Here is a 25,406-nt window from a genome sequence, read left to right as displayed (position 1 = left end):
TCAGTCCTCCAGAATTGCGATTGCGGAAATCTGCCGGCCGTAATCGGGTTCGGCGCGGTGGGTGGTGCGGCGGTAGGAATAGAAGCGATGTTCGTCGGGATAGGTGCAGAGGCCGAGATTTTCCGCCTTCACGCCAGCTTTCGTCAGCCGGTCGATGGTGAATTGCTTGAGGTCGAACAAGGCGTGGCCTTCCTTCTCCGTCGCGGCGAAATAATCCGCATAGGCGGGATCGATATCGGTGAAGCGCGCCACATATTCCGGCCCGACCTCATAATTATCCTGGCTGATCGAGGGGCCAAGCGAGGCGGCGATGCGCTCGCGGCTGGCGCCGAGCTTCACCATGGCTTCGATGGTGTTTTCGAGCACGCCGAAGAGCGCGCCCTTCCAGCCGGCATGGGCCGCACCCACGACGCCCGCCTGCGCATCGGCAAACAGGATGGGTCCGCAATCGGCGCTCAGCACGCCCAGCACGAAACCCGGCGTTGCCGTCACCATGGCATCCGCCTGCGGACGGTTGCCGTCATAGGTTTCATCGACCACAAGGACGTCAGGGGAGTGGACCTGGTGCACGGTTGCGAGGCGGCCCGAGGGCAGGCCGAACCATTGCGTCACGCGCCGGCGGTTTTCCTGCACCTTTTCGGGTTCGTCATGGGAACCGAGGCCGACATTGAGGCCCTGATAAAGGCCCTCCGAGACACCGCCCTGCCGGGTGAAGAAACCGTGGCGAACACGGTTTTCGCCTGATGCGGCGAGCAGGGGGGACTGGAGCGGGAGCGGCAGCGTTGCGTTCTGCATGGTGGGAGAATTCCTTGGAGAATGTCGCTGTTGGCCAGAGGAGTAGGGTTAAGCGAGATGTTTCCTGTTGCCACGGCGTTGCGTGGCGGTGTGATGCAGTGTGCCTGCTTCGTGTGTCGCGGCGATGTTGGCCCAGAGGTGATTGCGCTGTCAATCCACCGCGCGAAACGGCAGAAGATGAAGCGCGGGACTTGAAACGGCGATGACCTTGAAAAGTTCCCCCATCTTGCCGGCACCTTCGCCGGCGAGGCGGTTCACCGCTTCGGCAATTTCAAGCGTCTGGTCGGGCGTGGCCTTGGCGGCAAGCGCACTCGCCCTTTCCCTGAGGCCGAGGCCGTGGAGGAAATCGCCCTGCCTCAGGGCACCGTTGACGTGTACGCCGGTCGCTTGCGCCGTTTTGACGAGGCTTTCGAAATCCACATGGCTAGTCAGATCGGCCTCGCCGGGATGCGCAAGCGGTGGATCGAAGGCGTGGTTGCGCATAGCCTGCAACGTGTCACCGTAACCGGCGACCAGATGGCCGTAATCGATCGCAAGTGCGGTGCCACTATGAGCTGAGAGGCGCTGGCAGATTGCGGTCATCACGGCTTCGCGAGCAGGAGAAACCTCGAATATGGTGCCAAGCGGTTGCCGTTCGGGCTGCGGCGGCAGGAGGTCCGGGTCTATGCTGGCAAGGCCCGTCGAGAAAACGAGTTCGTCATTGGCATCGAGGCTGACGACGCGTTCCCGGAAACCCTGCGGCGTCCTGACGAATTGCCGGATCGGAATGGCATCGAACAGCTCGTTGGCGACAAGCAGCAGAAAACCTTCCGGCACGTCGTCAAAACTGTCATGCCAGGTCAGCCGGTCCTCATGTGCCGCCAGCGTTTCCTTCTGGATGGCGGAAAGGCGGGGGCTTGTCTCCACCAGATGTACCCGCATCGTCTCGTAAAGCGGCGGCGCGATGCGGCGGATGACACGCAGCATGTCCGACATCATGGTGCCGCGGCCGGGGCCGATTTCCACCAGCTGCGTTTGTACCGGCGCGCCATGCCGCTGCCAGGCGTGCACGACGAAAACACCGAGCATTTCGCCGAAAAGCTGGCTGACTTCGGGCGCGGTAATGAAATCACCCGAGCGGCCGAAGGGCTCGCGGCTCTTGTAATAACCGTGTTCGGGATCGGCGAGGCACAGCGAAAAGAAGTCGGTGACGCTGAGCGGACCGTTAAGCCGGATAAGGGATTTGATACGTTGCGCGAGCGGTGTGGTCATGGGCGATCATACCGCTCAGGCGCTTTTCGTCGCGCTGCGTGCCCGCAGGACTGCCCAGAGGCCCAAAAGGAACATCGGCGTGGAAAGCACCATGCCCATGGTCAGCCAGTTGCCGGCGAGATAACCGATCTGGGCGTCCGGTTCGCGGAAGAATTCCACGAAGATGCGCGAGAGCGCGTAACCGCAGACGAATATGCCGGTGACGGTGCCGGGTGTTTTCAGAGCCTTGAAAACGTATATTGCGATTGCCAGGAGGATGACGAGGACGAGGCCTTCGAGGCCTGCCTCATAGAGCTGGCTCGGGTGCCGCGCAAAGGGGCCACCGGTCGGGAAGACGACTGCCCATGGCACATCGGCGATACGGCCCCACAATTCGCCATTGATGAAGTTGGCGATGCGGCCGAACAGCAGGCCGATGGGCGCAACGGCGGCAATGATGTCGAACATGCTCCAGACCGGAATGCCGTTCCGGCGGGCGAAGAGAATCATGGCGATCGTCGTGCCGATCAGGCCGCCATGGAACGACATGCCGCCATTCCAGATTTCGATTGCCCTGATGGGATTGGCCGCGACGGCTGCCATATCGTAAAACAGGATGTAACCGATACGGCCGCCAAGCACGATGCCGCCGGCCGCCCAGAGGATGAAATCGTCAAGATGCTGCGCCGAGATCGGCGAGGTGTCGTTCGGCCAGAGGCGATCCGTGCGGGCGAGGCGGCGGGCATAAAACCAGCCGAGCATGATGCCCGCGACATAGGCAATGCCGTACCAGTGGATCGCCAGAGGACCGATGGACAGTGCTATCGGATCGATATTGGGGAAAGGCATGATGGCGAGTTGGGTGGGAGCGGCTATCAATCCGTATATATTCCGTCATCGTTGCTGGGCGGACAACGGATTATCCATTGCCTCAAGGAACCGGGCGATGATGCTCACCGGTCTCCTGACGCCAAGGAAAATGGCGATTGCGATGGCGGCGGTCAAGGTGATTCTTCAAGCTGCGACTTAAGATGCCAGAGGCCTGCCAAGCTGTTGCGATTTTTCGATTTCGCTTGCAAGGCGGCGGTGGAGTGCCTACCTGAAGGCTAGCAACAGCGGGCCAGACGATGCCCCTGAACCGACGAAGGATGAGCGCCATGAGCACGACAGGCACCAATCGTTTTCTGGATGAATTCGCCAAGCTGATGACCGATGCGGCCGGCGCGGCGCAGGGTGTGCGCAAGGAAGCCGAGGCTGCTTTTCATGCGCAGGCGGATCGCTGGCTGAACAGCCTCGATGTCGTCCGGCGCGAGGAATTCGACGCGGTTCGCGAGATGGCCATTCAGGCGCGTGATGAAAACGACGCGCTGCGCGCCCGCATCGAGGCTCTGGAAGCGAAGATTTCCACCGCCAAGGACTGATTTTTTCAGCATTTTTTTGAGAGGCCCCGGATCGCTTGCGATTCCGGGGCCTTTTGTTTTCGGGTGTTTCGTCCGGAAGACTTGCGGTTGTTAAAAGCGGTCATCTGACGCGATTTTTTTGGGCCTGTGGACACTTCCAAAAAACGCAATCGGCAGAGTCGCTTAAGACTCTCGCCTGAGGTGATGGGGGAGAAGATATCCACTGCTCAAAAGGCAAAAATGGCGGGTGAGGGGTGGCAGCGGGACTCGGCCATTATACACTGATTTTAAATGATGATTCGAAAAGACCGGTAAGCTCCAGACAGGGTGAATGCGTTATTCTGGTGGTGTCGGGCAATCGTCTCAAATGTTTATCCCGGTTCGTATGTGCGTTTTGTGCCCGGCGTTCAAAACACGACATTCTGACCGGCTGAGAAGGTGCCGCATGAGTCTGATAGAATTTGAAATTGAGCGTCAGTCCAATCCAGTGGACATGATCGAGATTGTCGCTGCCTCGAACGACTGGTCGTTCGAACGTTCCGGCGAAGACGAGATCGCCATGACGGTGGCCGGTCACTGGGCCGATTATCACGTTTCCTTCTCTTGGATGGAAGACTTCGAGGCACTGCATCTGGCCTGCGCTTTCGACATCAAGGTGCCGGACCAGCGCGTCAACGAGGTCATTCGCCTGCTGTCTCACGTCAACGGTCAGGTGCTGATGGGGCATTTCGATCTGTGGCGGCAGGAAGATGTGGTGATCTTCCGCCAGTCGCTGCTTCTGGCCGGCGGCGCCGAGCCGAACAACCAGCAGGTGGAAGTGTTGCTTTCGAGCGCGCTGGAAGCCTGCGAGCAATATTATCAGGCATTCCAGTTCGTCGTCTGGTCGGGGCTGGATGCCAAAAGCGCAATTGAAGCGGTCATGTTCGAGACCGTCGGAGAAGCTTGAGCATGGTGTACAAGGCTTCCGGTCCGCTCGTCCTCGTGGGCGCCGGCAATATGGGCGGCGCCATGCTTTCGGGCTGGCTGAAAAAGGGTGTGCCGGGATCGAAAGTCATCGTCATTGATCCACGGCCCTCCGACGCGATGCGCACGACGATTGCGGAAGCCGGCGCGACCCACATCGAAAGCGTGCCTGAGGGCGTCAAGGCCGGCATTCTTTTCGTGGCGGTGAAGCCGCAGATGATGGATGCCGTTTTGCCGTCGCTGAAGCCCCTGCTGGGCCCGGAAACGGTCGTTGTCTCCATCGCGGCGGGCACGACCATTGCCACGTTCGCTTCGCATTTCGGTGCGGTTGCCGCCGTGCGCGCCATGCCCAATACGCCTGCTATGGTCGGCCGTGGCGTCACCGGCGCTTATGCCAACGATCTTGTCACAGCCGGGCTGAAAACCGTTGTAGACGGGTTGCTGAAGGTCAGCGGTCCGGTGGAATGGGTTGAGGCCGAAAGCGACATCGACGCGGTGACCGCAGTTTCGGGAAGTGGCCCGGCCTATGTCTTCTATCTGGTGGAATGCATGGCGGAAGCCGGCCGCAAGGCCGGTCTGCCGGCCGATGTGGCAATGCGTCTGGCGCGCGAAACCGTGGCCGGTGCCGGTGAACTCCTGCATCAGTCCACCGACGAGGCGGCGCGCCTGCGTCAGAATGTGACTTCGCCGGGCGGCACCACGGCTGCCGCACTTTCCGTGCTGATGGCTGAAGACGGCATGCAGCCCCTGTTCGACAGGGCGGTCGCTGCCGCGAAAACGCGTGCCGAAGAGCTGGCAGGCTGAAGGGACGGGTCATGAGCGGCGAAATTTCCTATGGCGATTTCGAGAAGGTCGATATCCGCGTCGGCACGATCGTAGAGGCGGAGCCGTTTCCGGAGGCTCGCAAACCGGCGATCAAGGTGAAGATAGATTTCGGACCCGAGATCGGCATCAAAAAATCCTCGGCGCAGATCACGGTACATTATACGCCGGAAAGCCTCGTCGGTCGGCAGGTGCTGGGCGTGGTGAATTTTCCGCCGCGTCAGATCGGCCCTTTTCGATCTGAAGTTCTGACGCTTGGTTTTGCCGATGCAAACGGCGATATCGTTCTCGCCGCGGTCGAACGGCCGGTGCCGAACGGCGAGAAGATGTGCTGACGGCTGTTTGCCGTTAAGCCGGAATCTTGACGATGACCCGCAATCCGCCCATCGGGCTTTCATCGAGCGATACATCGCCGCCATGGCTGCGGGCGATATCGCGGACGATGGAGAGGCCAAGGCCCGTGCCGGAGGCATTGAGGTTGCGTGCCTCGTCCAGCCGGAAGAACGGTTTGAATACATCCTCGCGGGAGATTTCCGGAATGCCCGGACCGTCGTCGTCGAAGGTCATGATGATGGAGCGTGGCGCCTTGCGGATATCGACGTGGAGATTGCTGGCGTAACGCCGGGCATTTTCGGCCAAATTGGCAACGAGGCGGGAAAGCGCGTTCGGCCGGGCGATGATCCTCTCGATATTATAGAGTTCATAGCTGAATTTCTTGCCGTGCAGCTCGAAATCATGGCCGATCTTCTCCAGAAGTGCCGGAAGCTCCAGCGTGCCGACATCCTCTTCGACCTCGGTGCGGGCGAAGGTCAGATAGGCCTCCAGCATCGACTGCATGTCGTCCACATCCTTATCCAGCCCTTCAAGGTCAGGATTGTCGCCGGCGAGCGCCAGTTGCAGCTTGAAGCGGGTGAGAATGGTGCGCAGGTCATGGCTCACACCATTCAGCATGGCCGTGCGCTGCTCCATCTGCCGCTCGATACGCTCGCGCATCAGGATGAAGGCGAGACCGGCGCGCCGCACCTCGTCCGCGCCGCGTGGGGAATAGCCGCTGATCCTCTGGCCCTTGCCGAAGTTTTCCGCCGCCTTGGCAAGCGCTTCGATGGGTTTGATCTGCCCGCGCAGGAAGAGGATGGAAATGGCGATCAGCACCAGTGACGCGCCGACCATCCAGACGAGGAAGATATGGGTATTGGAGGCATAGGCGGAACTGCGGCTGGTAAAGACGCGCAAGGTCTTGTCTTCCAGCTGAACACGGATTTCCACCAGCGAGCCGTTACCATAGGTGTCGATCCAGAACGGCCTGCCGATCTGCTGTTTCAACTGATCGGCAAGAATCCTGTCGAGGATCGAAAACAGCGGCTCGGGTTTGGGGGCCGGCAGATCGGTCTTGGGCTCGATATAGACGCTGAGGTCGAGTTTCTCTCGGGCGATGCGGATGACGCGCTGATAATCGTCTTCTTCGGGATCCGTCTGCAGAAGCTCAATGACGGCAGAGATATCGCGTGTCACGGCGGCGGACAGGCGCTCCGTCACCAATTGCCAGTGACGTTCCATGAAGACAGCCGCGACCACGGCCTGAAGCAGGATCATCGGCAGGATGATGATGAGCAGCGAGCGGGTGTAAAGGCCTGTTGGCAACCAGTGGCGCAGCCATCTGCCGGCAGAACGCCATGCCTTGGCCGCGCCGCTTTTTTTGACCGTGCTGAGAAAATCGAGGCTCGCCATGGCTGCGCGTCCGCCCTTCGTTGAGTGCTCGTCAGTCCACGCTCAGGCGGTAACCGATGCCGCGCACCGTTTGCAGATAGACAGGATTGGCAGGGTCGTCCTCGATCTTACGGCGAAGACGGTTGATCTGCACGTCGATGGTTCTTTCACCCACTTCCGATTCCGCTTCCACCAGCTCGTGGCGGGGAATGGTATCGCCGGCGCGCAGGGCAAAAAGCAGCATGATCTCCTGTTCGCGATCCGTCAGCCGGATCGTTTCGGCACCGCGTCGTAATTCCTTCTTCGGAATGGAGAAGCTGTAGGGGCCGAACATGATCTGTTCGATCTTGGGCGTATCGGGCGAGGTGTTACGTCGAAGGATATTATTGATACGCAGGACGAGCTCACGCGGATCGAAGGGCTTGGCGAGGTAGTCATCGGCGCCCGCTTCCAATCCGGCAATGCGCGATTCCGCTTCCGAACGGGCGGTCAGGAGAATGACCGGCACGGATTTGTTCTCGTTCAGCGAGCGGGTCAGCGAAAGCCCGTTTTCGCCGGGCATCATCACATCGAGGATCAGCAGATCGAAACGAATTCCCACCATCTTGCGCCGGGCTTCGGCTGCATCGCCGGCCACGGAGATACGGTAGCCCTTGTCGCCAAGGAAGCGCTGCAGGAGATTGCGAATGCGGGCATCGTCGTCAACGATCAGCAGATGGGCCGCATCGTCATCCACCGGTAGCCGTTTGGTCGGAGCTTGCGCCATCGTCATTCACCCTCCACGCTTGTCGGGCTGCGCATTTGCGCCAGGAACTTGCGCACGCAGGCGCGGGCATCCGGCTCCAGCCCTTCCAGCGCCCGGTCGATGCGGCGCGATTGCGGTTCGCTGAGCGCCAGCGCCAGTTCGCGGCCGGTCAGGGTCGGGTAAAGCCTGCGCTGACGGCGATCCTCGGGCCCGGCCATCTGGCGGATATAACCATCGTCGATCAATTGCTTGAGCACGCGGGCGAGGCTTTGCTTGGTAATCTGCAGGGTGTCGAGCAGATCCGCCACGGTCATGCCGGGCTGCCGGCTGACGAAATAGACCACCCGGTGGTGCGCCCGGCCGTAATCCAGCTTCGACAGAATGACGTCGGGATCGGAGACGAAATCGCGATAGGCGAAAAACAGCGCCTCGATCGTGTCGAAGTCGATCTTGCCGTCGTCAACCTTCGGCAGTGCCGGTGTCTGCCTCGCGGCGGCGGTTTTGAGCGATTGCGGTGGCACTGCGGTTCCTTCATATCCTGCGGCTGTCTGATCATAGGCTGACAGGCGTCGATGCGCCAATATTCTGTAAACATAGCCGAAAATGCGTCCGCTAGGGAGAATGCCGCCGATCATTTTCTGTTGCGGTGGATAATATGGCGCGGGTGCGGGTGCAACTGAAATCCTGAGTGGCCTTTACCGGAAATAGAAAAGAGCGCGGAAACTCCGCGCTCTCCTTCGTTTTTTTACCGTTGTGGTGGTGTTACTGGTAGACGTAGACGATACGACGGGTCGAGGGTTCCACGAGAACCGGCACATCATTCACCCGGACATATCGATACTGATAGTCGGGGACTTCAACCATACGGGTCTCTGCGGGCAGAACACTACCCACGGCGATGTCGCCGTCATAGGTGATGGTGTCGGCAGGATGCTCGTCCATATAAGTGATGACCGATTGCGGCGGATCGACTTCACCGACGCGGCCTAGGTTCGGGTCACCCGGGTTCGGCTCGGCCTGAACACTTGCGGTCTTTTCATAGGTTACGACAGGCACGCTGATATCCGAGCGGCGCTGTTCAAGAATGACCGGAGAGCCTTCATACATAACGTTCAGATAATCGGCATGAGCCCAGCCGCGCAGGCCGTTGACTTCGATACGGCACCAGCTGCTGCCTTCCATGCAGCCATCCAGAACCGCATTGCTGCCGCGGGTGGCGAGACCCAGTTCAGGGTAGTCTTCACCGGGGCCCGAGCGAACGGAAATATCCGATGCTGTCGTGGCGACCATGGCGGCGTTTGCGTAACCCGCCATCAAGGCGAAGGCGCCGCCAGCGATCAGCATTTTAAGCGTCTTGTCCATGTGTCTCACTCCTTTTAAGACTGGTGCTACAACGTCGCAGCCAACAGGGCGTTCCACATTTTTCGCCGGAAATTCCTGCCGGGAGCCAAAAACTTCCTGTTATCTCACTGTATATAATAGTGATTTTTAGAACGGCCGGCCCACTGAAAGCGGAGGCCTTTTCGTCGCCATTGTGCCGCAACCGGTCGCGGGCTATAGGAGGCGGAACCTTTCAGACAGGAGACACAGGATATGGGAAAGTTGCAGGCGGGCATTATTCCGGTCACGCCATTCGAGCAGAACTGCACCATCCTGTTCGATCAGGATACCAAGGAGGGCGTCGTCGTCGATCCCGGCGGGGATGTGGACGTCATTCTGCAGGTCGTCGCTGAAAACGGCATCACGCTGAAGGAAATCTGGCTGACGCACGGGCATCTCGACCATGCCGGCGGTGCCGACGAACTGCGTGCGAAACTTTCCCTGCCGGTCATCGGGCCGCATGAGGATGACTGGCCGCTGCTCGAGAGGATCGAGGTTCAGGCGGAGAAATATGGCATCAGCGGACTGAAGAACGTTGTGCCGGACAAATGGTTGGATGATGGCGACAAGGTCTCGTTTGCAGATCACGTCTTCGAGGTCTATCATTGCCCGGGCCACGCGCCCGGCCACGTCATCTATTATAACCGCGACCAGAACTTCGCCCATGTCGGCGACGTGCTGTTTTCGGGCTCGGTGGGGCGCACCGACCTGCCGGGCGGAAACCACGAGCAATTGATGGCATCCATTCGCGACAAGCTGCTGCCGCTGGGCGACGATGTCGGTTTCATCTGCGGCCATGGTCCGGGTGGGCGGCTGGGTGAGGAACGGCTCAACAACCCCTATCTCAAGGGGCTTTGAATTGGCCAATAGAGGCCTGCAGGGCGCATAAAAAAACCCGGCATTCCTGCCGGGCTTCAACTAGAAAAGAAAGCCGTTTTAGGGTCAGCCAGCAATCTGCAGATTGACTGCCTTCGGGCCCTTGCCGCGACGATCCGGTTCCGTGTCGAAGCTCACTTTCTGATTTTCTGAAAGTCCGGACAGGCCAGAAGCCTGTACGGCAGAGATGTGAACAAAGATATCAGCGCCACCATTGTCTGGCTTGATGAAGCCGAAGCCTTTGTCGGTATTGAAGAATTTTACGGTGCCAGTTTCGGCCATGCATCAGGTCCTTTTCGCTCTGCCCGCGTTCAGCTACAGGCAGCATTACAGTTTTGCCCCGCGTGGGCGTTGGCAGGCAGTTCTTGACTATTGAGAAAATGGACCTTCGCAGCAGGAAGTAATGGCGTTCTCATCCAACGTTTTTCGTCCCACCGCCCGAGGTTTATAGCGTCCCCAGTGCGCAAATTTATAGGCCTTCCCATGCTCGCAAATTGCCCGAACCGCAGTAGATTGCTGCGTTTATCGAAAATTGGCAAGCAAAAGTTTTTACGGGCTTTTTGTCAGATAAAAAACCTGCGGTAGCATTACATCTGAGAACCGCACATTTTTTCCGCATAAGTGATGGCTGATGAAATAATTGCCGGTCGCATCGGGTCTTCGCAGCAAAAATTTGAACGAGCTCGACGGATTTTCTGCGAAAACAGAAAAATCCTTTCTTTCCGCGTCAGGCCGCTTCCGTCACGGTTTTTTGCCGTTTGCGCGTCAATTCCGGTACGAGTTCGACGATCAGGATGGCGATGAAGATGATCAGGCAGCCGACATAGCCGGCGCTGGAAATGGTTTCCTTCAGGAAGATCGAGGCCAGCAGGGCGCCGAAAAGCGCCTCCGAAGACAGGAAAATCGCCGCCTGCGGTGCCGTGGTGTAACGCTGGGCAATGACCTGCAGCACGAAGGCGAGGCCGGAAGAGACGAGGCCGACGTAGAGAATTTCCACCATCGACGCCTCGATGGCCGCCATGCTGATCGGTTCGAACACGATACCGATCATGCAACTAAGAAGGGAGCAAACCGCGAACTGAGTGAAGGAAAGCGCCAGCGGACGTCCGCTTTCTGAAACGAAGCGTCCCGCGAGCGTGATCTGGATCGCCCAGAAGAAGGCGCAGATGATGCTGAGAATATCCCCTGTCGTCAGCGTTTCGAAGGCGCCGCCGGAGAGGAGAAATATGCCGCCGAGCATCATCAGCGCGCAGGGCCAGACGACCCAATGGGGATGACGGCGGTAAAGCACGACGGCAATGACCGGCACGAAGATGACGTAAAGCCCGGTCAGGAAGCTGGAATTGGTGACGGTCGTGGTCAGAAGACCGACCTGCTGGGTGGTGGCTCCGCCGAACAGGGCCAATCCCACGAGGATGAAGCTGCCGATTTCACGGCGGCGCGGCGGCGATTTCAGCGACCGCGTTTCCATCAGCGCAAAGGGCAGCACCGCGATGGCGGCGATGGCGAAACGCAGGCCGACGAACCAGAACGGGCCGATGGAGGCCATGGCGGAGGATTGGGCGACAAAGCCACCTCCCCAGATCGCTGCTGCGAGGAGAAGCAGCATATTGGCCTGAACACGCGTCATGAGTTGGCACCAGCACAGCAGGGGCCGGGAAGATCATTCAGTCACGGCCGTGGCAAACAGGGGATTTTTTGAAATGCCGATCCGAAGTTTCGGAGGGCTGTTTCCCGGGTGCTTTAGCAGCAACCTGCCGATGCCGCAAGTCGAGGCGGCGGGCGTTTATTTGTAGCGGCGGGCCTCGTCCTTCAGGCTGCGCCGGGTCAGCGTCAGGCCGCCAATGCCGAGACCGATAAAGGCTGCGGCTGAAAGGACGATGAGCAGCAGGTGAGGGCCGGCCTTGGTGGTTGCCGCCACCTGCGGAATGGCCGAGGTGTGCAGGGTGTCGAGTGCTTCGGTGGCCGCATTGGCCGAGGTTGCGATGCCGGCGGCCATGGTGACGATGACAAGAAAAGCTGCAACGGCCATCCAGAGGGAAAACAGCGTTCTCTGCGCCCTTAACCTTTCAACGGAAGTCCGATCGTTGGTAAACATGGCTGTCGCCTCTTGCCCCTGTTCTTAAAGGATAAAAGAGGCCCGGAAATGGACGGCTTGGAGACCGAATTCAGGCGTTCCGCGGCATTTATTGCGGCCATATTGTGGCAAAGCCGTCTGAGGAGGCTATTTCTCCCGCAAATGGCATCAGAGGCCGCGTTTTCCGAATGTCCTGACCTGGCGCAGCGGATGCGGATCGGGCGCGCGGTCTTCCCGGGAAAATGCCGGTGCGGCTGTGTTTCTCTCCATCCTTGAAGGGGAGAAATATTCGCTGCCGAGTTCCGGAAAGCGCGTATCGAAACTTGTCGGTGCGAGTTCGGGTTTTGCCAGAACATAACCCTGCATCAGCAGGACGCCGAGGTCTTCGCACAGATCGACCTGCCAGCTGGTTTCAAGCCCTTCGAATACGGGCTCAATCCCATCCTCGCGGAACTGGCGGACGATGACGCGCAGGAGGGCGGCGCCGGCCGAATTCTGCATGAAATCGCGCACCCAGCCCGCTTCGAACTTCACGTAATCCGGCTTGATGAGCTTGACGCGGTCGATGTCGGAATCGCCGGCGCCATAGTCGTCCAGCGCCACGCGGAAACCGATATCGTGCATGTGATATGCGAAGTCGGCGACCATCTGAGTGTCAGAGGCCTTTTTCTCCGAGATTTCGCAGACGATGCGGTCCGCTGTCATGCCGGCCTCGTGGGCGGTCAGCCGCATGCGCTCCACTTCCTGCCGCATCTTGGCCGGGGTCTGGAAAAGGCCCGGATGGAAATTGACGAAGATGCGGGCGCGGGAACGATTGAGCTTGCCGGTGTTGAGGATATGGATCGTGCGCAGGATGCTGTCGATATTCTCGATGTCTTCAGATGCCACAAGCGAGAAGAATTCGCCCGGCGTCACCGGCTCGCCGTTGCGGTGGGGCCGCACCAGACCTTCGAAGGAATCGATATCAAGCATGCCGCTTGGCGTGCGACGGAAAATCGGCTGCAGGGCCGATTTCAGGTTGAAGGTTTGATAGGCCGTGGACCATGTGCCATCGACCTCGCGGACAAGACTGGAAAAGATGCTTTTCGGCGCCATTTTTCAACCAGCTATAGAGACACGACCCCTAGGCTCGCCAATGTAGCGTATCAAGCGTTACTTCCGGGTTAAGGAAGGTTTAAATTCTCCGATGCAGCAGATAAGCCGGCTTTTGACCTTGAAACTATGTCCGTCTTTCGACATAGAAATTGCCGTAGCAGACAAGATTTCCAGCCTCTGCCGATGTCAACCCCAATAGGACCGATTAAAAATGGCCTTCCTTGCCGACATTCTCTCCCGCGTAAAGCCATCCGCCACCATCGCCGTTACCCAGAAAGCCCGTGAGCTGAAAGCCAAGGGTCGCGATGTGATTAGCCTTGGCGCCGGCGAGCCGGATTTCGATACGCCCGATAATATCAAGGAAGCGGCCATTGACGCCATCAAGCGCGGCGAAACCAAATACACGCCGGTTTCCGGCATTCCCGAACTGCGCAAGGCGATTGCCGACAAGTTCAAGCGTGAAAACGGCCTCGACTACAAGCCGGAACAGACCATCGTCGGCACCGGCGGCAAGCAGATCCTCTTCAACGCCTTCATGGCGACGCTGAACCCCGGTGATGAAGTCGTTATCCCGGCACCTTACTGGGTCAGCTACCCGGAAATGGTGGCGATTTGCGGCGGCACGCCTGTATTCGTCAACGCCACGCTCGAAGACAATTTCAAGCTGACGCCAGAAGCGCTGGAAAAGGCGATCACGCCGAAGACAAAGTGGTTCGTCTTCAACTCGCCTTCCAACCCCTCGGGCGCGGCCTATTCGCATGACGAGCTGAAGGCGCTGACGGACGTGCTGGTCAAGCATCCGCATGTCTGGGTGCTGACGGACGACATGTATGAGCACCTGACCTATGGCGATTTCAAATTCGTCACCCCTGTGGAAGTCGAGCCTTCGCTTTATGACCGCACACTGACGATGAACGGCGTTTCCAAGGCCTATGCCATGACCGGCTGGCGTATCGGTTACGCTGCCGGCCCGCTGCCGCTGATCAAGGCCATGGACATGATCCAGGGCCAGCAGACCTCGGGCGCAAGCTCGATCGCACAGTGGGCCGCTGTCGAAGCTCTGAACGGCACGCAGGATTTCATTCCCGCGAACAAGAAGATCTTCGAAGGCCGTCGTGATCTCGTCGTCTCCATGCTCAACCAGGCCAAGGGCATCAGCTGCCCGTCACCGGAAGGCGCATTCTACGTCTACCCGTCCTGCGCCGGCCTGATCGGCAAGACCGCGCCTTCGGGCAAGGTCATCGAGACGGATACGGATTTCGTCTCCGAGCTTCTGGAAGCCGAAGGCGTTGCCGTCGTGCAGGGATCGGCTTTCGGCCTCGGCCCGAACTTCCGCATTTCCTACGCCACGTCGGAAACGCTGCTTGAAGAGGCCTGCAAGCGCATCCAGCGTTTCTGCGCCGATTGCCGCTGATCGCTCTCGTGATATTGAATGAAGAAGCCCGGCAGCGATGCCGGGCTTTTTTCGTTTCGGTCAGAGGCCGAGGAATAGCAGCATGATGAAGGTGGCGAAGAGAATGAAATGCGTCATCCCCTCGATCGCATTGGTCTCACCGTCATTGAGGTTGATGGCCGCGGCGATGAGGGTGATGAAGACCATGACGGTCTGAACCGGCGTCATCGCCATGATGAAGGGCTGGCCGGTATAGAGCGCAATGCCCTCCATGACCGGCACGGTCAGGATCACCGTCGACAGCGATGCGCCCATGGCGATGTTGACCACGGCCTGCATGCGATTGCGCAGGGCGGAGCGGAGCGCGGTTAGGATTTCCGGCGATGCGGAGATCGTGGCAACCACCACTGCCATAAGGGCGGGCGGTGCACTGGTTCCTTCAAGGCTTTCGCTGAGGAAGGCCGACATGAATTCCGCCAGCACGCCGATCAGCACCACGCCGGCAATGATGAGGCCGATGGAGAGCGGCACGCTGCCCTCATCTTCATCCTCTGCATGGCTGCCCGATGTCTGCCCGGACTGGCCGGCGGGACGAGGCTTCTTGGGGTAGGTATAGCTGAAGAAATAGCTGTGCGGACCGACCTGCATCTTGAGGAAGAGCGCATAGAGCGCGATCATCGCGACGATGGTGAAGGCGGAATAGACGTGCCAGCTCTGTTGCGGAATGAATTCCGGCACGATCATCGAAATGCCCATGGCGGTGAGGATCATCACGCCATAGGTCCTGCCGGAATCGTCATTATAGGGCTGTTCGCCGTGGCGCAGACCGCCGAGCAGGGCGGCGAGCCCCAGGATGCCGTTGATGTCGATCATGACGGCGGAGTAGATGGTATCGCGCACCAGCGTTGGCGAACTGGATTCGCTCATGATGATGGCAAGGATCAGCACTTCCACGGCGACCGCCGAGAGCGTCAGGATCATCGTGCCATAGGGATCGCCGACCTTGGCGGCAAGAATTTCAGCGTGATGGGCAACCCGCATCGAAACGAGAACGATGAGCCCGATGAGCACGATTGCGGCAATCAGCCCCGCCGTCTTTCCCGCTTCGAATATCGCATGTTCCGCCATATATGCGAAGATTGCCGCCGGTATTGCCAGAAGCAGCATGCGCTCCTGTTTCAGAATAGAACCCACCATCGATTTCCCTTCCCCCTGACAGGCTTAGGCTGTGACTTATCTTCCCTCAGATCAAGCAGGATTTGCGCTTGAATGCTTTTGGTAGGATAGTGATGTCGCAGGACATGCTGTTCATGCCGCGGTGTCCCCGTCGGGTGCAATGCTTGAAGCGCGGTTGTGGTTGCCATGTCGCCTACCGAAACAGGAGGACCATGCATGACCAAAGTGGTGTATGAAATCGTCGAACATGACGGAGGTTTCGCCTACCGCATGAACGGCGCCTATTCCGAAACTTTCCCGACCTATGCCGATGCCGTTGAAGCCGCGCGCATCGTCGCCGCCGAACAGCAGGTGGGGGGCGATGACGAGGAAATCAGCTATCAGGACGAGCGCGGCCAATGGCATGAGGAATATAGCCAGGGCGGAGACCGGCCGGAAGCCGAGGTGGTGGACAAGACAACGGATCAGGCCAGACCGTTTTGACGGGTGGGCTGCGGATTTCTGGAGAAGTGGTCCTGCGGTGTTTTGATGACGGCCGGCTAGATAGTGGCTTTCAAGAGTTTGTCCATTCACAGTGGACCGGAGGTGCGTGCGGCTTTACCGCCCTCTGCCCTGCCGGGCATCTCCCCCTCAAGGGGGGAGATCGATCTGCGGCAAGGTTTCGCACTTCTGGACGCTTGAGAATGAAGCGATGAAAGGGCCTCTTGCCGATCTCCCCCCTTGAGGGGGAGATGCCCGGCAGGGCAGAGGGGGGTAAGCCGCACGCGCCTTGGGGTCCGCTGTGAATGGACAAACTCTAACGCCGTTTCGGCGGGGCGTTCGGATCGGTCTCCTTGAGATGGGCTTTCAGACCCTCGACCAAGGCACTGAAAACGGCGCGGCACCGCGGTGAGGTCTTGAGATTTTCGTGCATCGCCACCCAGGTGTGCAGCGGAATGTCTATATCAGGCAGGACTTGAACAAGCCGGGGGTCCTTGCGCGCGAGGCCGATCTGGCAGACGCCGATACCCGCGCTGGCGCGGATCATGGCAAGCTGGGCAAGGTTGCTGTCGGCGCGGATTTCGAAGGAGATATCTTCAATATCGGGTATGTCAGGATCGAGCGAACGCATCCGCTGGATGGCCGCCCTGATAAAGGGCGTCTTGCGGTCGAAACCGATCAGCCGGTGCTGGTCCAACTCTTCCATGCTTTCGGGAATGCCGGCTTTTGCCAGATAGTCGCGTGTCGCATGAAATCCCAGACGGAAATTGCCGATGTAGCGCATGACGATCGCATCCTGCAGCGGTTCGGTCATGCGAATGGCGATATCGGCCTCTCGCCGCAACAGGTCTTCCAGCGTGTCGGAGAGCGAAAGCTCGATTTCAAGCCGGGGGTGAACATCCTGCATGGCGGCGACGATCGGCGGCAGCATTTCCACGCCGATAATATCCGATGCGCTGATGCGCACGGTGCCTTCGATCTTGCCGACCTCGCCGGAGGCCGCGCGCATGAGGGCCGCGGCCGTCGCTGCCAGATTTTCCGCATAGGGCCTGAGTGCCAGGGCGGCCTCCGTCGGCATCAGCCCGTGCGGTGAGCGGATGAACAGCGGAAAACCGACGGCCTCTTCCAGCGCGCCAATGTGCCGCCCTGCCGTCGGCTGGGTGATGCCGAGTTCGCGCGCGGCGGCGGAAAGCGAGCCGTCACGCAGCACGCTGAGGAAGGTGCGGTAAAAATCCCAGCTGACATCACGGTTTTTGGTCATAAAATTTTGTATGGCCGCTCCACCTATTTCGATAATTTCGTATATCGCGCATTGCGCCGATACTCCAGTTCAGAAGAAGGAGTAACCGTGATGATATATGAAAACCATGCAAACACAGCAGAGAATAGTGGCCCCCTGGCCCTGGTCCTGGGCGCGAATGGCGGTGTCGGCAGCCAAGTCTCGAAGATGCTGCTGCAACGTGGCTGGCAGGTGCGCGCGCTGACGCGCCAGCGTGTGGTGGCCGGTGCGTCTGAAGGCATCGAGCGCGTGACCGGCGAGGTGATGAACCGGCAGGATGTGATGGAAGCCGCGAAGGGCGCCAAGCTCATCGTCCATGCGGTCAATCCTCCCGGATATCGCGATTGGGACGTGCAGGTGCTGCCGATGCTCGACAACACCATTGCCGCCGCCGAAGCCTGCGGAGCGAGGATCGTGTTTCCGGGCAGCGTCTATAATTTCGGGCCGGATGCCTTTCCGCTGCTGACGGAGGACAGCCCGCAGAAACCTTTCACCCGTAAAGGCGCGCTGCGCGTGGAGATGGAGCGGCGGCTGAAGATGGCGTCGATGCGCGGTGTGCCGGTGCTGATCGTCCGCGCCGGGGATTTTTTCGGGCCGGATGCGAAAAACAACTGGTTTTCGCAAATGCTGGTGCGGCCGGGCAAACCGGTGCGCAGCGTCCAGAACCCCGCCGCACCCCATGCCGGGCATCAATGGGCCTATCTGCCTGATGTCGCTGAGACGATCGGGCGGCTGCTGGATCGTTCGGGTGAACTTCCTGCTTTTGCCGTATACCATATGGAAGGTTTCTGGGATTTCGACGGGCTGCAATTAATCGCAGCCATCGAGCGGGCTGCCGGCCATCCGGTCAAGATGCGGCGGCTATCCTGGTTCGGCATCAAGTTGGCCGCACCCTTTGTTCCCCTGTCCCGCGAAGTGCTGGAAATGCAATATCTCTGGCAGATGCCGATCCGCATGAGCAACGCCAAGCTTACGGATTTCCTCGGCGCGGAGCCAAAGACGCCTGTTGATATTGCGGTATCGGCGACATTGGCAAGCCTTGGCTGCATCGAACAGGCGCGGGAGCCGGCCGGCCTTCACCATCCGGTCGATGCCGGGGGCAGGGTGTGATGGGCACGGCGACGAGTGGATCATCTGGGCAACGCCGTATCTTTGCCGTGGTGTCGGCTGTGGTGCCGGTGCTGATTTTCGCGCAGGTGCTGCTGGCCGGGCTGTCGATCTATTATGACGGGTCGCTGCTTTCGCTGCACAAGGGGCTTGGTATCTTCATCGCCATTCCCATCATCTCACTGGTGGTCCTTGCGCTGCGTTATGATGATCTGCGGCCGAACCTTGCCCGTTCGCTGGTGCTGCTTGCCATCTATTGTCTGCAGGTGGCGTTGATGAGCATTGGCCGGGAAACGGGCAATGGCTTGCTGCAGGCGCTGCATGTGCCCAATGCCTTCGTCATGGGTGCGTTCTCGGATTTTGCCGCGCGGCAGGCCAGAGCCCCGCGCTGAAAGAAAAACGCCGCACAGCCAAGGGGCGGTGCGGCGCTTCGGTTTATCAGCCGAGTGCCGGATAGTCGGTGTAACCTTCGGCTCCGCCGCCATAGAAGGTCGGCTGGTTCGGTTCGTTCAGGGGCGCGCTGTCCTTGAAGCGGCGCACCAGATCCGGATTGGCGATGAAAGCCTTGCCGAAGGCGACGGCATCGACCTTGCCGCTTTCCACGGCTTCGATGGCGCTCTCACGGTCGTAACCATTATTGGCAATCCACAGGCCCTTGCCGCCGGCGTTGCGATAGGCCGCCTTGAAGGCTGCGTAATCGAAGGGCTTATCGCCCTGTTTGAAATCACGCGGTCCGCCCGTTGCGCCCTCGACCACATGGATGAAGGCGAGATTGCGCTTGCCGAGTTCTTCCACCACGTAATTGTAAAGCGGCTGCGGGTCGGCTTCGAAAATATCGTTGGCCGGAGTGACGGGGGAGAGGCGGATGCCGGTGCGGCCGGCGCCGATCTCTTCCGCAACCGCATCGACAACTTCCAGCAGGAAACGGGCGCGGTTTTTGATCGAGCCACCGTAATCATCCGTGCGCTGGTTAGTGCTGGATTTCAGGAACTGCTCGATCAAATAACCATTGGCGGCATGGATTTCGACACCGTCGAACCCGGCTTCGAGTGCTGCGCGTGCGCCACTGCGGTAATCCTCGAGGATGAGGCCGATATCGTCGATGGTGAGCGCGCGCGGCTCGGAGGTTTCGGCAAAGGCGCCGGTGCCGTCATCATTGATGATATAGGTCTTCGACTTGGCGGGAATGGCTGATGGTGCGACCGGCTGGCCGCCATGCGGCTGCAGCGAGGTGTGGGAAATGCGGCCCACATGCCAGATCTGCGCAACGATCTTGCCGCCGGCCGAATGTACGCCGTCGGTGACCTGTTTCCAGCCCGCGATCGCTTCCTGCTTGTAGAGACCCGGAACGTCGGCGTAACCCTGACCTTGCTGGGAAATCGGCGTGCCTTCGGTGACGATCAGCCCGGCCGTGGCGCGCTGCTCGTAATAGGTGGCGTTGAGATTGTTGGGAATTGCCCCCGGCGAACGGTTGCGGGTGAGGGGAGCCATGACGATACGGTTGGCGAGTGCGATATCGCCGGCCTGTGCCGGTTCGAAAAGACTGGTCATGCGACTTCACTTTCTGGTCGGTTGGCGAAATTGCGCGGCAGGCGCGCTTTGTTTTTCGGGTGCCGGAACGAAAACCGCTGCGGTTTCCAGTCCGGCACCCCGGGGCTCAAAGCTTGGGAGGCTCAGAGATTGGCTTGCAGATAATTGCGGAAGGCATCGATGGTTTCTTCGTTGCGTTCGAAAAACACCCATTGCCCGACCTTTTTCGACCGGATAAGGCCAGCTGCCTGCAGCACCGCCAGATGCGAAGAGACGGTGGATTGCGACAGGCCGCTGATCTGAAACTGGTTGGCGCACACGCCCATGCTGAGCGGATGTTCCTGACAGAAATGACTTTCAGGGCTTTTCAGCCATTCCAGAAATTTCAGCCTTGCCGGGTGTGAAAGGGCCTTGAGGACTTCCTCCGGGTTCATCTGTGCTTCTTTAATATCTGACATGACCGATATGTATATCGGCCATTTTCGATATACAAGTCACGTCTCTGTGAGGACAGTGGGGAGCGGGCAGACGGTTCCAAAAAAGAAGGCCGCTGGATGTCTCCGCGGCCTGACAAGTTTGAAGGTCAAAAACCTCCAGAGGGGAACAGCTGTCGCGTGCCTTGGGCGAGCGTGACAGCTTACTAAAATATGGGAGTGGCAATAATGCAAAACAAGGTTGCATCATGCGATATTTCGCCAATTTGGAGAAAATTCTTGCGGGTAAAAAAAGAGGGCCGCCGGATAGATCCAGGGCCCTTTAAGTGTGAAGGTCAAAAACCTCCAGAGGGGAACAGCTGATGCGGTGGAACTGGGAGGAAAAGCCACCGTGTGCATCAACTGAGAGCTATTTGGTGTTTTTTTGTGCACGAAACAACTCTTTTTTGTGCAGGTCAGGCATGCGTGTCACGCAGCCCTCGATATTTCCGGTATATTTTATGTGCAAAGCTGGAGAGGGGCACCTGCGCCCTCCTCTTGCTTCTGTCTTTGTAAGACCTTGAATTTCGAAGATTATTCTTCGACGTCGATTATTTTTACGTCAGAAGTTCCAGTTCCGCGCCTTGGCGACGATGAAGTCACGGAAAGCTTTCAGCTTGGCCGCATTTTTCATTTCGTCCGGATAGCAGAAGTAGGTATCGAATGACGGAATATCTGCGGCGAGCGAAAGCTGGATGAGGCCGGGATCGCGACCGACGATATAATCAGGCAAACAGGCAATGCCTATCCCCAGCAGGCACGCACGCTTGATCGAGGTCTGGCTGTTGATCTGCAGATGTGGAATGCGCGTGTTGTCGGAAGATCGTCCGGCATTTTCCAGCCAGTTAACGTCGAGCAGATAGTTAGGCGCGGGTTCGCCAAAGGAAATGATGCGGTGATTGTCGAGATCTTCGACCGACTGCGGCTCGCCATGGCGATTGATGTAGGACGGTGCGGCATAGACGTGCATGTGCACCGTGAACAGCTTGCGCTGGATAAGGTCCGACTGCTGCGGCTGGCGCAGGCGGATGGCGCAATCGGCATGGCGCATGTTCACGTCCAGTTCCTCGTTGTCGAGGATGAGCTGGATCGACATTTCCGGATAGAGTTGCAGGAATTCCTGCACCTTGTCCGTCAGCCAGCCCTGGCCGAGACCAACCGTCGTCGTCACGCGCAGCTTGCCGCTCGGCTTCTCCGTCGTTTCGGTGAGCTGCATCTTCACCGTTTCGAGCTTCAGCAGCACGTCATGGGCGGTGCGATACAGCAGTTCGCCCTGTTCGGTGAGGATGAGGCCGCGCGCATGGCGATGGAATAGCTTGACGCCTACATCCTGCTCCAGTGCGCTGACCTGACGGCTGATGGCCGACTGGGACAAATGCAGCTTGTCGGCAGCGTGGGTGAAAGACCCCGCTTCGGCTGCGGCATGAAAAATGCGCAGTTTATCCCAGTCCAATGGCATTGCCATGCCTATCCTGCCTTTCGGTTATTCCGCTGCGACAGCAAGCGGTTGTTGCGCGGTGAGATAACGTTCGGCCTCGAGCGCGGCCATGCAGCCCATGCCGGCGGCGGTAATTGCCTGGCGGTAAATGTCGTCGGTAACGTCACCGGCCGCGAAAATACCTTCCACGTCGGTTGCGGTGGAATCGGGAGCGGTCCACATGTAGCCGTTATCTTTCAGCTTCACCTTGCCTTTGAACAGTTCGACCGCCGGGGCGTGGCCGATGGCAACGAAGACGCCGTCAATGGGCGTGTCGCTGATCACACCAGTCTTGGTGTCACGCAGCCTTACGCCGGAAACGGAAGGCGGCATCGGCGGCTTTGCCGGTGCGCCGGTGATTTCGGCGATTTCCGTATTCCAGAGGATCTTGACATTTTCCTTGGCGAACAGCCGTTCCTGCAGGATTTTTTCCGAACGGAAGCTGTCGCGGCGGTGCACGACGGTGACCGATTTGGCGATATGCGCGAGATAGAGCGCCTCTTCCACGGCGGAGTTGCCGCCGCCGACCACGATCACATCCTTGTTGCGGTAAAAGAACCCGTCGCAGGTGGCGCAGGCGGAGACGCCGAAGCCCTGGAAATGCTGTTCGCTCTCGATGCCGAGCCACTTGGCCTTGGCGCCGGTGGCGATGATCAGCGTGTCGGCGGTCCAGACCTGGCCGGAATCGGTTTTGACCACGAAAGGCCGCACGTTGGTTTCAACTTCGGTCACGAGGTCGCTGACGATTTCCGCGCCCACATGGGTTGCCTGCTTCAGCATCTGGTCCATCAGCCAGGGGCCCTGGATCGGATCGGCGAAGCCCGGATAGTTTTCGACATCGGTGGTGATCATCAGCTGGCCACCCTGTTCCATCCCGGCGATCAGCACGGGTTTCAGCATTGCGCGGGCCGCGTAGATCGCCGCGGTATAACCGGCGGGACCGGAGCCAATGATCAATACCTTCGTGTGGCGGGCAGACATGGAAAGATTCCTTTTTTTTCAGCAGCGGGGCCTTTCGGCAGCAAAGCCATCCAGCCGCAAGACGGCGGACAGGTCGCAACCCCTTCGTTGCCCGGTATTTAAGGTTGTCTAGTGTCTTTATTCAAGGGCAGCCTTGCGTTACCAACAAGGCAGTTGTGGATGCGCGCGCAATTTTGTGACCGGGCGGTGGCATAATGTTGCGAATCCTGCGCCTGATAGTACAAGGAAGTTCTCCAGCTTAACGAGGTACTTCTCCGTGACCAGCGTCGAACTCGATGCCATCGATCTGAAAATCCTGCGCGAATTGCAGCGCGACGGGCGCATGACCAATGTGGAGCTGGCCGAAAGGGTCGGCATTTCCGCACCGCCATGCCTGAGGCGTGTCCGCAAGCTGGAAGAAGCTGACGTGATCCAGGGTTATCACGCCATGTTGAACGCGCCGAAGCTTGGTTTCGACCTCGTCGCCTTCTGCATGATCGGTCTCAAGCGCCAGTCGGACAGTAATCTGAAGGCCTTTGCGGCGGCAACGGCCGGATGGTCGCTGGTGCGGCAAGCCTGGATGGTCTCAGGCGAGAGCGATTTCCTGCTGCATTGCGTCGCGAAGAACCTGACGGAATTTCAGGATTTCGTCATCGAGGTTCTGACGGCGGATGAGAATGTCGATACGGTGCGCACCATGTTGACCATTCGTCAGGTCAAGCGTGTCGGTCTCGTGGAAATCTGATCAGCCGGCTTTTAGTCGATTTCGGGGGCATCAACCCCGCTGCAATGCCTCATAGACTTCACCGAGGCACGTTGCTTCTTTTTCCAGCGGAAAAGTGCTGCGCACATGCTCAAGTCCGGCCCTTGCATGGGCTTTGGCCAAAGCAGGATCGGCGAGATAGGTCTTTATCGCATCTCTGAGTGAGGCGTAGTCACCCGCATCGACAACCGACCCGGTTTCGCCAGTGACGATCATTTCCTCATAGGCGCCGGCATTGCTGGCGACAACGGCCGTCTCCGAGGCCATGGCTTCGAGCGGTGTTAAGCCGAAGCCTTCGTTACGGGATGGGGCGACATAAAGCGTCAGCCGCCGATACCAGGGCTTGATGTCGTCAACCTCACCCTGAAAGACGATTCGGTCGGCAAGGCCGGCTGCAGCGACATCGGCCTCGAGCGCATCACCGAAGGTCTTGTGTTCCGCGGTCACGCGGCCGGAAACGACGGCGGTCCACTGCGGGTAGTGGGGCAGAAGCTCGATCATGGCGCGTACGAAGAGATCGGTGCCCTTCTGGTGGCGCACCCGCCCGAAGCAGCCGATCAGGTGCTGTCCCGGCAGGCCGGTTGCAGCGATTGTATCCTCGGGGCCGGTGGCGGGGTGGAACAGCTCGGTATCGACGCCATGCATGACGACGCGATGCGGCACTTCGAGGAACGAGCCGGAGCGGGTGCTGGTCGCAACCACCGCATCCATCTTCGAAATCAGAAAACGAGTGTAAGCGGAATGCCGTCTTTGCGCAGCCGAGGTGAAGAGCAGCTTCACCTTCATGCGCAGAACGTCCCGCATGACAATGCCCGGCAGCATTTCCAGATTGCGGCGGGCATGCCAGATGCGCGGGCCACCAGAGGGACCGTTTTGCCAGAGCCGCCACAGGTCGCGGAAGCGCACATGCGGCAGATGCGGCGGCAGGCCGGGGCCGATGGTGGCCACCTTCTGCCCCAGCCGGTTCTGCACCGGAATGAGCTGAACGATGGTGGAGGTGACGCCGGAAAGCCTGCGCTTGAAGTTCGGCGCGAGTACCTGCACATCTTTCAGACTGACGTGGGACAAGATGGGCTTCCGTCTTTGCGGCTAAAGAATCGATTCGTCAAAATGCGATTGCGCCCGCTGGGGCGCAATCGCATCAGGGCAATCAGCCCCACTGAACCGCGAGAATCTCGTAACCCTTGGCACCACCAGGCGCGTTGACTTCGATGCTGTCGCCGACTTCCTTGCCGATGAGGGCACGGGCGATGGGCGAGGAGATGGAAATGCGGCCTGCCTTCACATCGGCTTCCTGATCGCCGACGATCTGGTAGGTCTTTTCCTCGTCGCTGTCTTCATCGACCAGCTTGACGGTGGCGCCGAACTTGATCTTGGAACCGGACATTTTGGAGAGATCGATGACTTCCGCGCGCGCGGTCAGGTCTTCGAGCTCGGTGATGCGGCCTTCATTGTGGCTCTGTGCTTCCTTGGCAGCATGGTACTCGGCATTTTCCGAAAGGTCGCCATGGGCGCGCGCTTCCGCAATTGCCTCGATGATACGGGGACGTTCCTCCTGCTGGCGAAAGCGCAGCTCCTCCTGCAGCTTGACGAATCCACCCTGAGTCATCGGTACTTTTTCTACCATTTTTTTATCCTTCGTATTCCGGTCGCTTTACTTGCAGACACAAAAAGAAAC

The 25,406-nt window shown here is 59.2% G+C and carries 29 protein-coding genes; 10 read left to right on the top strand and 19 right to left on the bottom strand.

Features of this window, described 5'->3' with window-relative positions:
• The 3 genes from pgeF to lgt all read right to left on the bottom strand — a co-directional run bounded on the left by pgeF (window position 1) and on the right by lgt (window position 2,874).
• Window positions 1–795, bottom strand: coding sequence for a peptidoglycan editing factor PgeF (gene pgeF / locus O8B93_RS09305; RefSeq protein ID WP_269709519.1), 795 nt, complete (start codon window positions 793–795; stop codon window positions 1–3).
• Between the two features lie 150 nt (window positions 796–945).
• Window positions 946–2,046 (bottom strand): class I SAM-dependent methyltransferase, encoded by a 1,101-nt coding sequence (locus O8B93_RS09300; protein WP_269709518.1) that lies wholly within the window; start codon window positions 2,044–2,046, stop codon window positions 946–948.
• Between the two features lie 15 nt (window positions 2,047–2,061).
• Window positions 2,062–2,874, bottom strand: coding sequence for a prolipoprotein diacylglyceryl transferase (gene lgt, locus O8B93_RS09295; protein ID WP_230059675.1), 813 nt, complete (start codon window positions 2,872–2,874; stop codon window positions 2,062–2,064).
• A gap of 308 nt (window positions 2,875–3,182) precedes the next feature.
• Between lgt and O8B93_RS09290 the strand changes: the two genes are divergently transcribed.
• From O8B93_RS09290 to O8B93_RS09275, 4 genes are all read left to right on the top strand, one after another.
• Window positions 3,183–3,446 (top strand): accessory factor UbiK family protein, encoded by a 264-nt coding sequence (locus O8B93_RS09290; protein ID WP_269709517.1) that lies wholly within the window; start codon window positions 3,183–3,185, stop codon window positions 3,444–3,446.
• Window positions 3,447–3,870: 424 nt separating this feature from the next.
• The gene (locus tag O8B93_RS09285; protein WP_269709516.1) at window positions 3,871–4,371 is read left to right on the top strand and encodes a type III secretion system chaperone family protein; all 501 of its coding nucleotides are present in this window, start codon (window positions 3,871–3,873) and stop codon (window positions 4,369–4,371) included.
• 2 nt (window positions 4,372–4,373) lie between these two features.
• Window positions 4,374–5,192: a pyrroline-5-carboxylate reductase gene (gene proC / locus O8B93_RS09280; protein WP_269709515.1), complete on the top strand. Its 819-nt coding sequence runs from the start codon at window positions 4,374–4,376 to the stop codon at window positions 5,190–5,192.
• An 11-nt stretch (window positions 5,193–5,203) separates the two neighbouring features.
• Window positions 5,204–5,545, top strand: a complete 342-nt coding sequence (locus tag O8B93_RS09275; protein WP_269709514.1) for a tRNA-binding protein — start codon at window positions 5,204–5,206, stop codon at window positions 5,543–5,545.
• A 13-nt stretch (window positions 5,546–5,558) separates the two neighbouring features.
• Here the strand turns inward: O8B93_RS09275 and O8B93_RS09270 are convergent, their stop codons facing one another.
• The 4 genes from O8B93_RS09270 to O8B93_RS09255 all read right to left on the bottom strand — a co-directional run bounded on the left by O8B93_RS09270 (window position 5,559) and on the right by O8B93_RS09255 (window position 9,024).
• Window positions 5,559–6,938 (bottom strand): ATP-binding protein, encoded by a 1,380-nt coding sequence (locus O8B93_RS09270; RefSeq protein ID WP_269709513.1) that lies wholly within the window; start codon window positions 6,936–6,938, stop codon window positions 5,559–5,561.
• Window positions 6,939–6,969: 31 nt separating this feature from the next.
• Window positions 6,970–7,683 (bottom strand): response regulator, encoded by a 714-nt coding sequence (locus O8B93_RS09265; RefSeq protein ID WP_269709599.1) that lies wholly within the window; start codon window positions 7,681–7,683, stop codon window positions 6,970–6,972.
• Window positions 7,684–7,685: 2 nt separating this feature from the next.
• Entirely contained in the window at window positions 7,686–8,183 is a 498-nt protein-coding gene (locus O8B93_RS09260; RefSeq protein WP_269709512.1) for a MarR family winged helix-turn-helix transcriptional regulator, read from the bottom strand.
• A 241-nt stretch (window positions 8,184–8,424) separates the two neighbouring features.
• Window positions 8,425–9,024 (bottom strand): DUF1236 domain-containing protein, encoded by a 600-nt coding sequence (locus tag O8B93_RS09255; protein WP_269709511.1) that lies wholly within the window; start codon window positions 9,022–9,024, stop codon window positions 8,425–8,427.
• A gap of 231 nt (window positions 9,025–9,255) precedes the next feature.
• Here O8B93_RS09255 and O8B93_RS09250 point away from each other — a divergent pair, with 231 nt between their 5' ends.
• Entirely contained in the window at window positions 9,256–9,900 is a 645-nt protein-coding gene (locus O8B93_RS09250) for an MBL fold metallo-hydrolase (protein WP_269709510.1), read from the top strand.
• An 84-nt stretch (window positions 9,901–9,984) separates the two neighbouring features.
• On the opposite strand, the gene O8B93_RS09245 is transcribed toward O8B93_RS09250, so the two are convergent.
• The 4 genes from O8B93_RS09245 to O8B93_RS09230 all read right to left on the bottom strand — a co-directional run bounded on the left by O8B93_RS09245 (window position 9,985) and on the right by O8B93_RS09230 (window position 13,090).
• Window positions 9,985–10,200: a cold-shock protein gene (locus O8B93_RS09245; protein WP_003494703.1), complete on the bottom strand. Its 216-nt coding sequence runs from the start codon at window positions 10,198–10,200 to the stop codon at window positions 9,985–9,987.
• Between the two features lie 445 nt (window positions 10,201–10,645).
• Window positions 10,646–11,548: a DMT family transporter gene (locus O8B93_RS09240; RefSeq protein ID WP_269709509.1), complete on the bottom strand. Its 903-nt coding sequence runs from the start codon at window positions 11,546–11,548 to the stop codon at window positions 10,646–10,648.
• A 156-nt stretch (window positions 11,549–11,704) separates the two neighbouring features.
• Window positions 11,705–12,016, bottom strand: a complete 312-nt coding sequence (locus O8B93_RS09235; protein WP_080824617.1) for a hypothetical protein — start codon at window positions 12,014–12,016, stop codon at window positions 11,705–11,707.
• 147 nt (window positions 12,017–12,163) lie between these two features.
• A complete protein-coding gene (locus O8B93_RS09230; RefSeq protein WP_269709508.1) occupies window positions 12,164–13,090 on the bottom strand; it encodes an EAL domain-containing protein in 927 nt (308 codons plus the stop codon).
• A 211-nt stretch (window positions 13,091–13,301) separates the two neighbouring features.
• Between O8B93_RS09230 and O8B93_RS09225 the strand changes: the two genes are divergently transcribed.
• Window positions 13,302–14,504 carry a pyridoxal phosphate-dependent aminotransferase gene (locus O8B93_RS09225; RefSeq protein ID WP_269709507.1) on the top strand — a complete coding sequence of 401 codons (1,203 nt, stop codon included), beginning with the start codon at window positions 13,302–13,304 and terminating at the stop codon, window positions 14,502–14,504.
• A 60-nt stretch (window positions 14,505–14,564) separates the two neighbouring features.
• Here O8B93_RS09225 and O8B93_RS09220 read toward each other — a convergent pair whose 3' ends face one another.
• Complete coding sequence (locus tag O8B93_RS09220) at window positions 14,565–15,680, bottom strand: calcium:cation antiporter (RefSeq protein ID WP_269709506.1); 1,116 nt, start codon at window positions 15,678–15,680, stop codon at window positions 14,565–14,567.
• 195 nt (window positions 15,681–15,875) lie between these two features.
• Between O8B93_RS09220 and O8B93_RS09215 the strand changes: the two genes are divergently transcribed.
• The gene (locus O8B93_RS09215) at window positions 15,876–16,142 is read left to right on the top strand and encodes a DUF2188 domain-containing protein (protein ID WP_080824622.1); all 267 of its coding nucleotides are present in this window, start codon (window positions 15,876–15,878) and stop codon (window positions 16,140–16,142) included.
• A gap of 313 nt (window positions 16,143–16,455) precedes the next feature.
• On the opposite strand, the gene O8B93_RS09210 is transcribed toward O8B93_RS09215, so the two are convergent.
• Window positions 16,456–17,400, bottom strand: coding sequence for a LysR family transcriptional regulator (locus tag O8B93_RS09210; RefSeq protein WP_269709505.1), 945 nt, complete (start codon window positions 17,398–17,400; stop codon window positions 16,456–16,458).
• A gap of 90 nt (window positions 17,401–17,490) precedes the next feature.
• On the opposite strand from O8B93_RS09210, the gene O8B93_RS09205 reads away from it, so the two are divergent.
• Both O8B93_RS09205 and O8B93_RS09200 read left to right on the top strand, forming a co-directional pair.
• Window positions 17,491–18,528 carry an NAD-dependent epimerase/dehydratase family protein gene (locus tag O8B93_RS09205; protein WP_269709504.1) on the top strand — a complete coding sequence of 346 codons (1,038 nt, stop codon included), beginning with the start codon at window positions 17,491–17,493 and terminating at the stop codon, window positions 18,526–18,528.
• Window positions 18,528–18,917 carry a DUF6220 domain-containing protein gene (locus O8B93_RS09200; protein ID WP_269709503.1) on the top strand — a complete coding sequence of 130 codons (390 nt, stop codon included), beginning with the start codon at window positions 18,528–18,530 and terminating at the stop codon, window positions 18,915–18,917. The genes O8B93_RS09205 and O8B93_RS09200 overlap by 1 nt, the downstream gene beginning before the upstream one ends.
• Window positions 18,918–18,963: 46 nt before the next feature.
• Here O8B93_RS09200 and O8B93_RS09195 read toward each other — a convergent pair whose 3' ends face one another.
• From O8B93_RS09195 to trxB, 4 genes are all read right to left on the bottom strand, one after another.
• Entirely contained in the window at window positions 18,964–20,076 is a 1,113-nt protein-coding gene (locus O8B93_RS09195) for an alkene reductase (protein WP_269709502.1), read from the bottom strand.
• Between the two features lie 122 nt (window positions 20,077–20,198).
• A complete protein-coding gene (locus O8B93_RS09190) occupies window positions 20,199–20,489 on the bottom strand; it encodes an ArsR/SmtB family transcription factor (RefSeq protein ID WP_269709598.1) in 291 nt (96 codons plus the stop codon).
• Between the two features lie 601 nt (window positions 20,490–21,090).
• Window positions 21,091–21,987, bottom strand: coding sequence for a LysR family transcriptional regulator VtlR (locus O8B93_RS09185; protein WP_035214662.1), 897 nt, complete (start codon window positions 21,985–21,987; stop codon window positions 21,091–21,093).
• A gap of 24 nt (window positions 21,988–22,011) precedes the next feature.
• The gene (gene trxB, locus O8B93_RS09180) at window positions 22,012–22,986 is read right to left on the bottom strand and encodes a thioredoxin-disulfide reductase (protein ID WP_243015656.1); all 975 of its coding nucleotides are present in this window, start codon (window positions 22,984–22,986) and stop codon (window positions 22,012–22,014) included.
• Between the two features lie 256 nt (window positions 22,987–23,242).
• Here trxB and O8B93_RS09175 point away from each other — a divergent pair, with 256 nt between their 5' ends.
• Window positions 23,243–23,710 carry an Lrp/AsnC family transcriptional regulator gene (locus tag O8B93_RS09175; RefSeq protein ID WP_269709501.1) on the top strand — a complete coding sequence of 156 codons (468 nt, stop codon included), beginning with the start codon at window positions 23,243–23,245 and terminating at the stop codon, window positions 23,708–23,710.
• A 30-nt stretch (window positions 23,711–23,740) separates the two neighbouring features.
• Here O8B93_RS09175 and O8B93_RS09170 read toward each other — a convergent pair whose 3' ends face one another.
• Complete coding sequence (locus O8B93_RS09170; protein WP_269709500.1) at window positions 23,741–24,796, bottom strand: glycosyltransferase family 4 protein; 1,056 nt, start codon at window positions 24,794–24,796, stop codon at window positions 23,741–23,743.
• Window positions 24,797–24,878: 82 nt separating this feature from the next.
• Window positions 24,879–25,355 carry a transcription elongation factor GreA gene (gene greA / locus O8B93_RS09165; protein ID WP_026363859.1) on the bottom strand — a complete coding sequence of 159 codons (477 nt, stop codon included), beginning with the start codon at window positions 25,353–25,355 and terminating at the stop codon, window positions 24,879–24,881.
• Window positions 25,356–25,406 lie beyond the last annotated feature (51 nt).

It is taken from the genome of Martinezella rhizogenes, assembly GCF_027460065.1.
GTDB lineage: Bacteria > Pseudomonadota > Alphaproteobacteria > Rhizobiales > Rhizobiaceae > Agrobacterium > Agrobacterium rhizogenes_C.
Note: the sequence above shows the minus strand (reverse complement) of the source record. Positions and strands in the feature narration are given on the sequence as shown.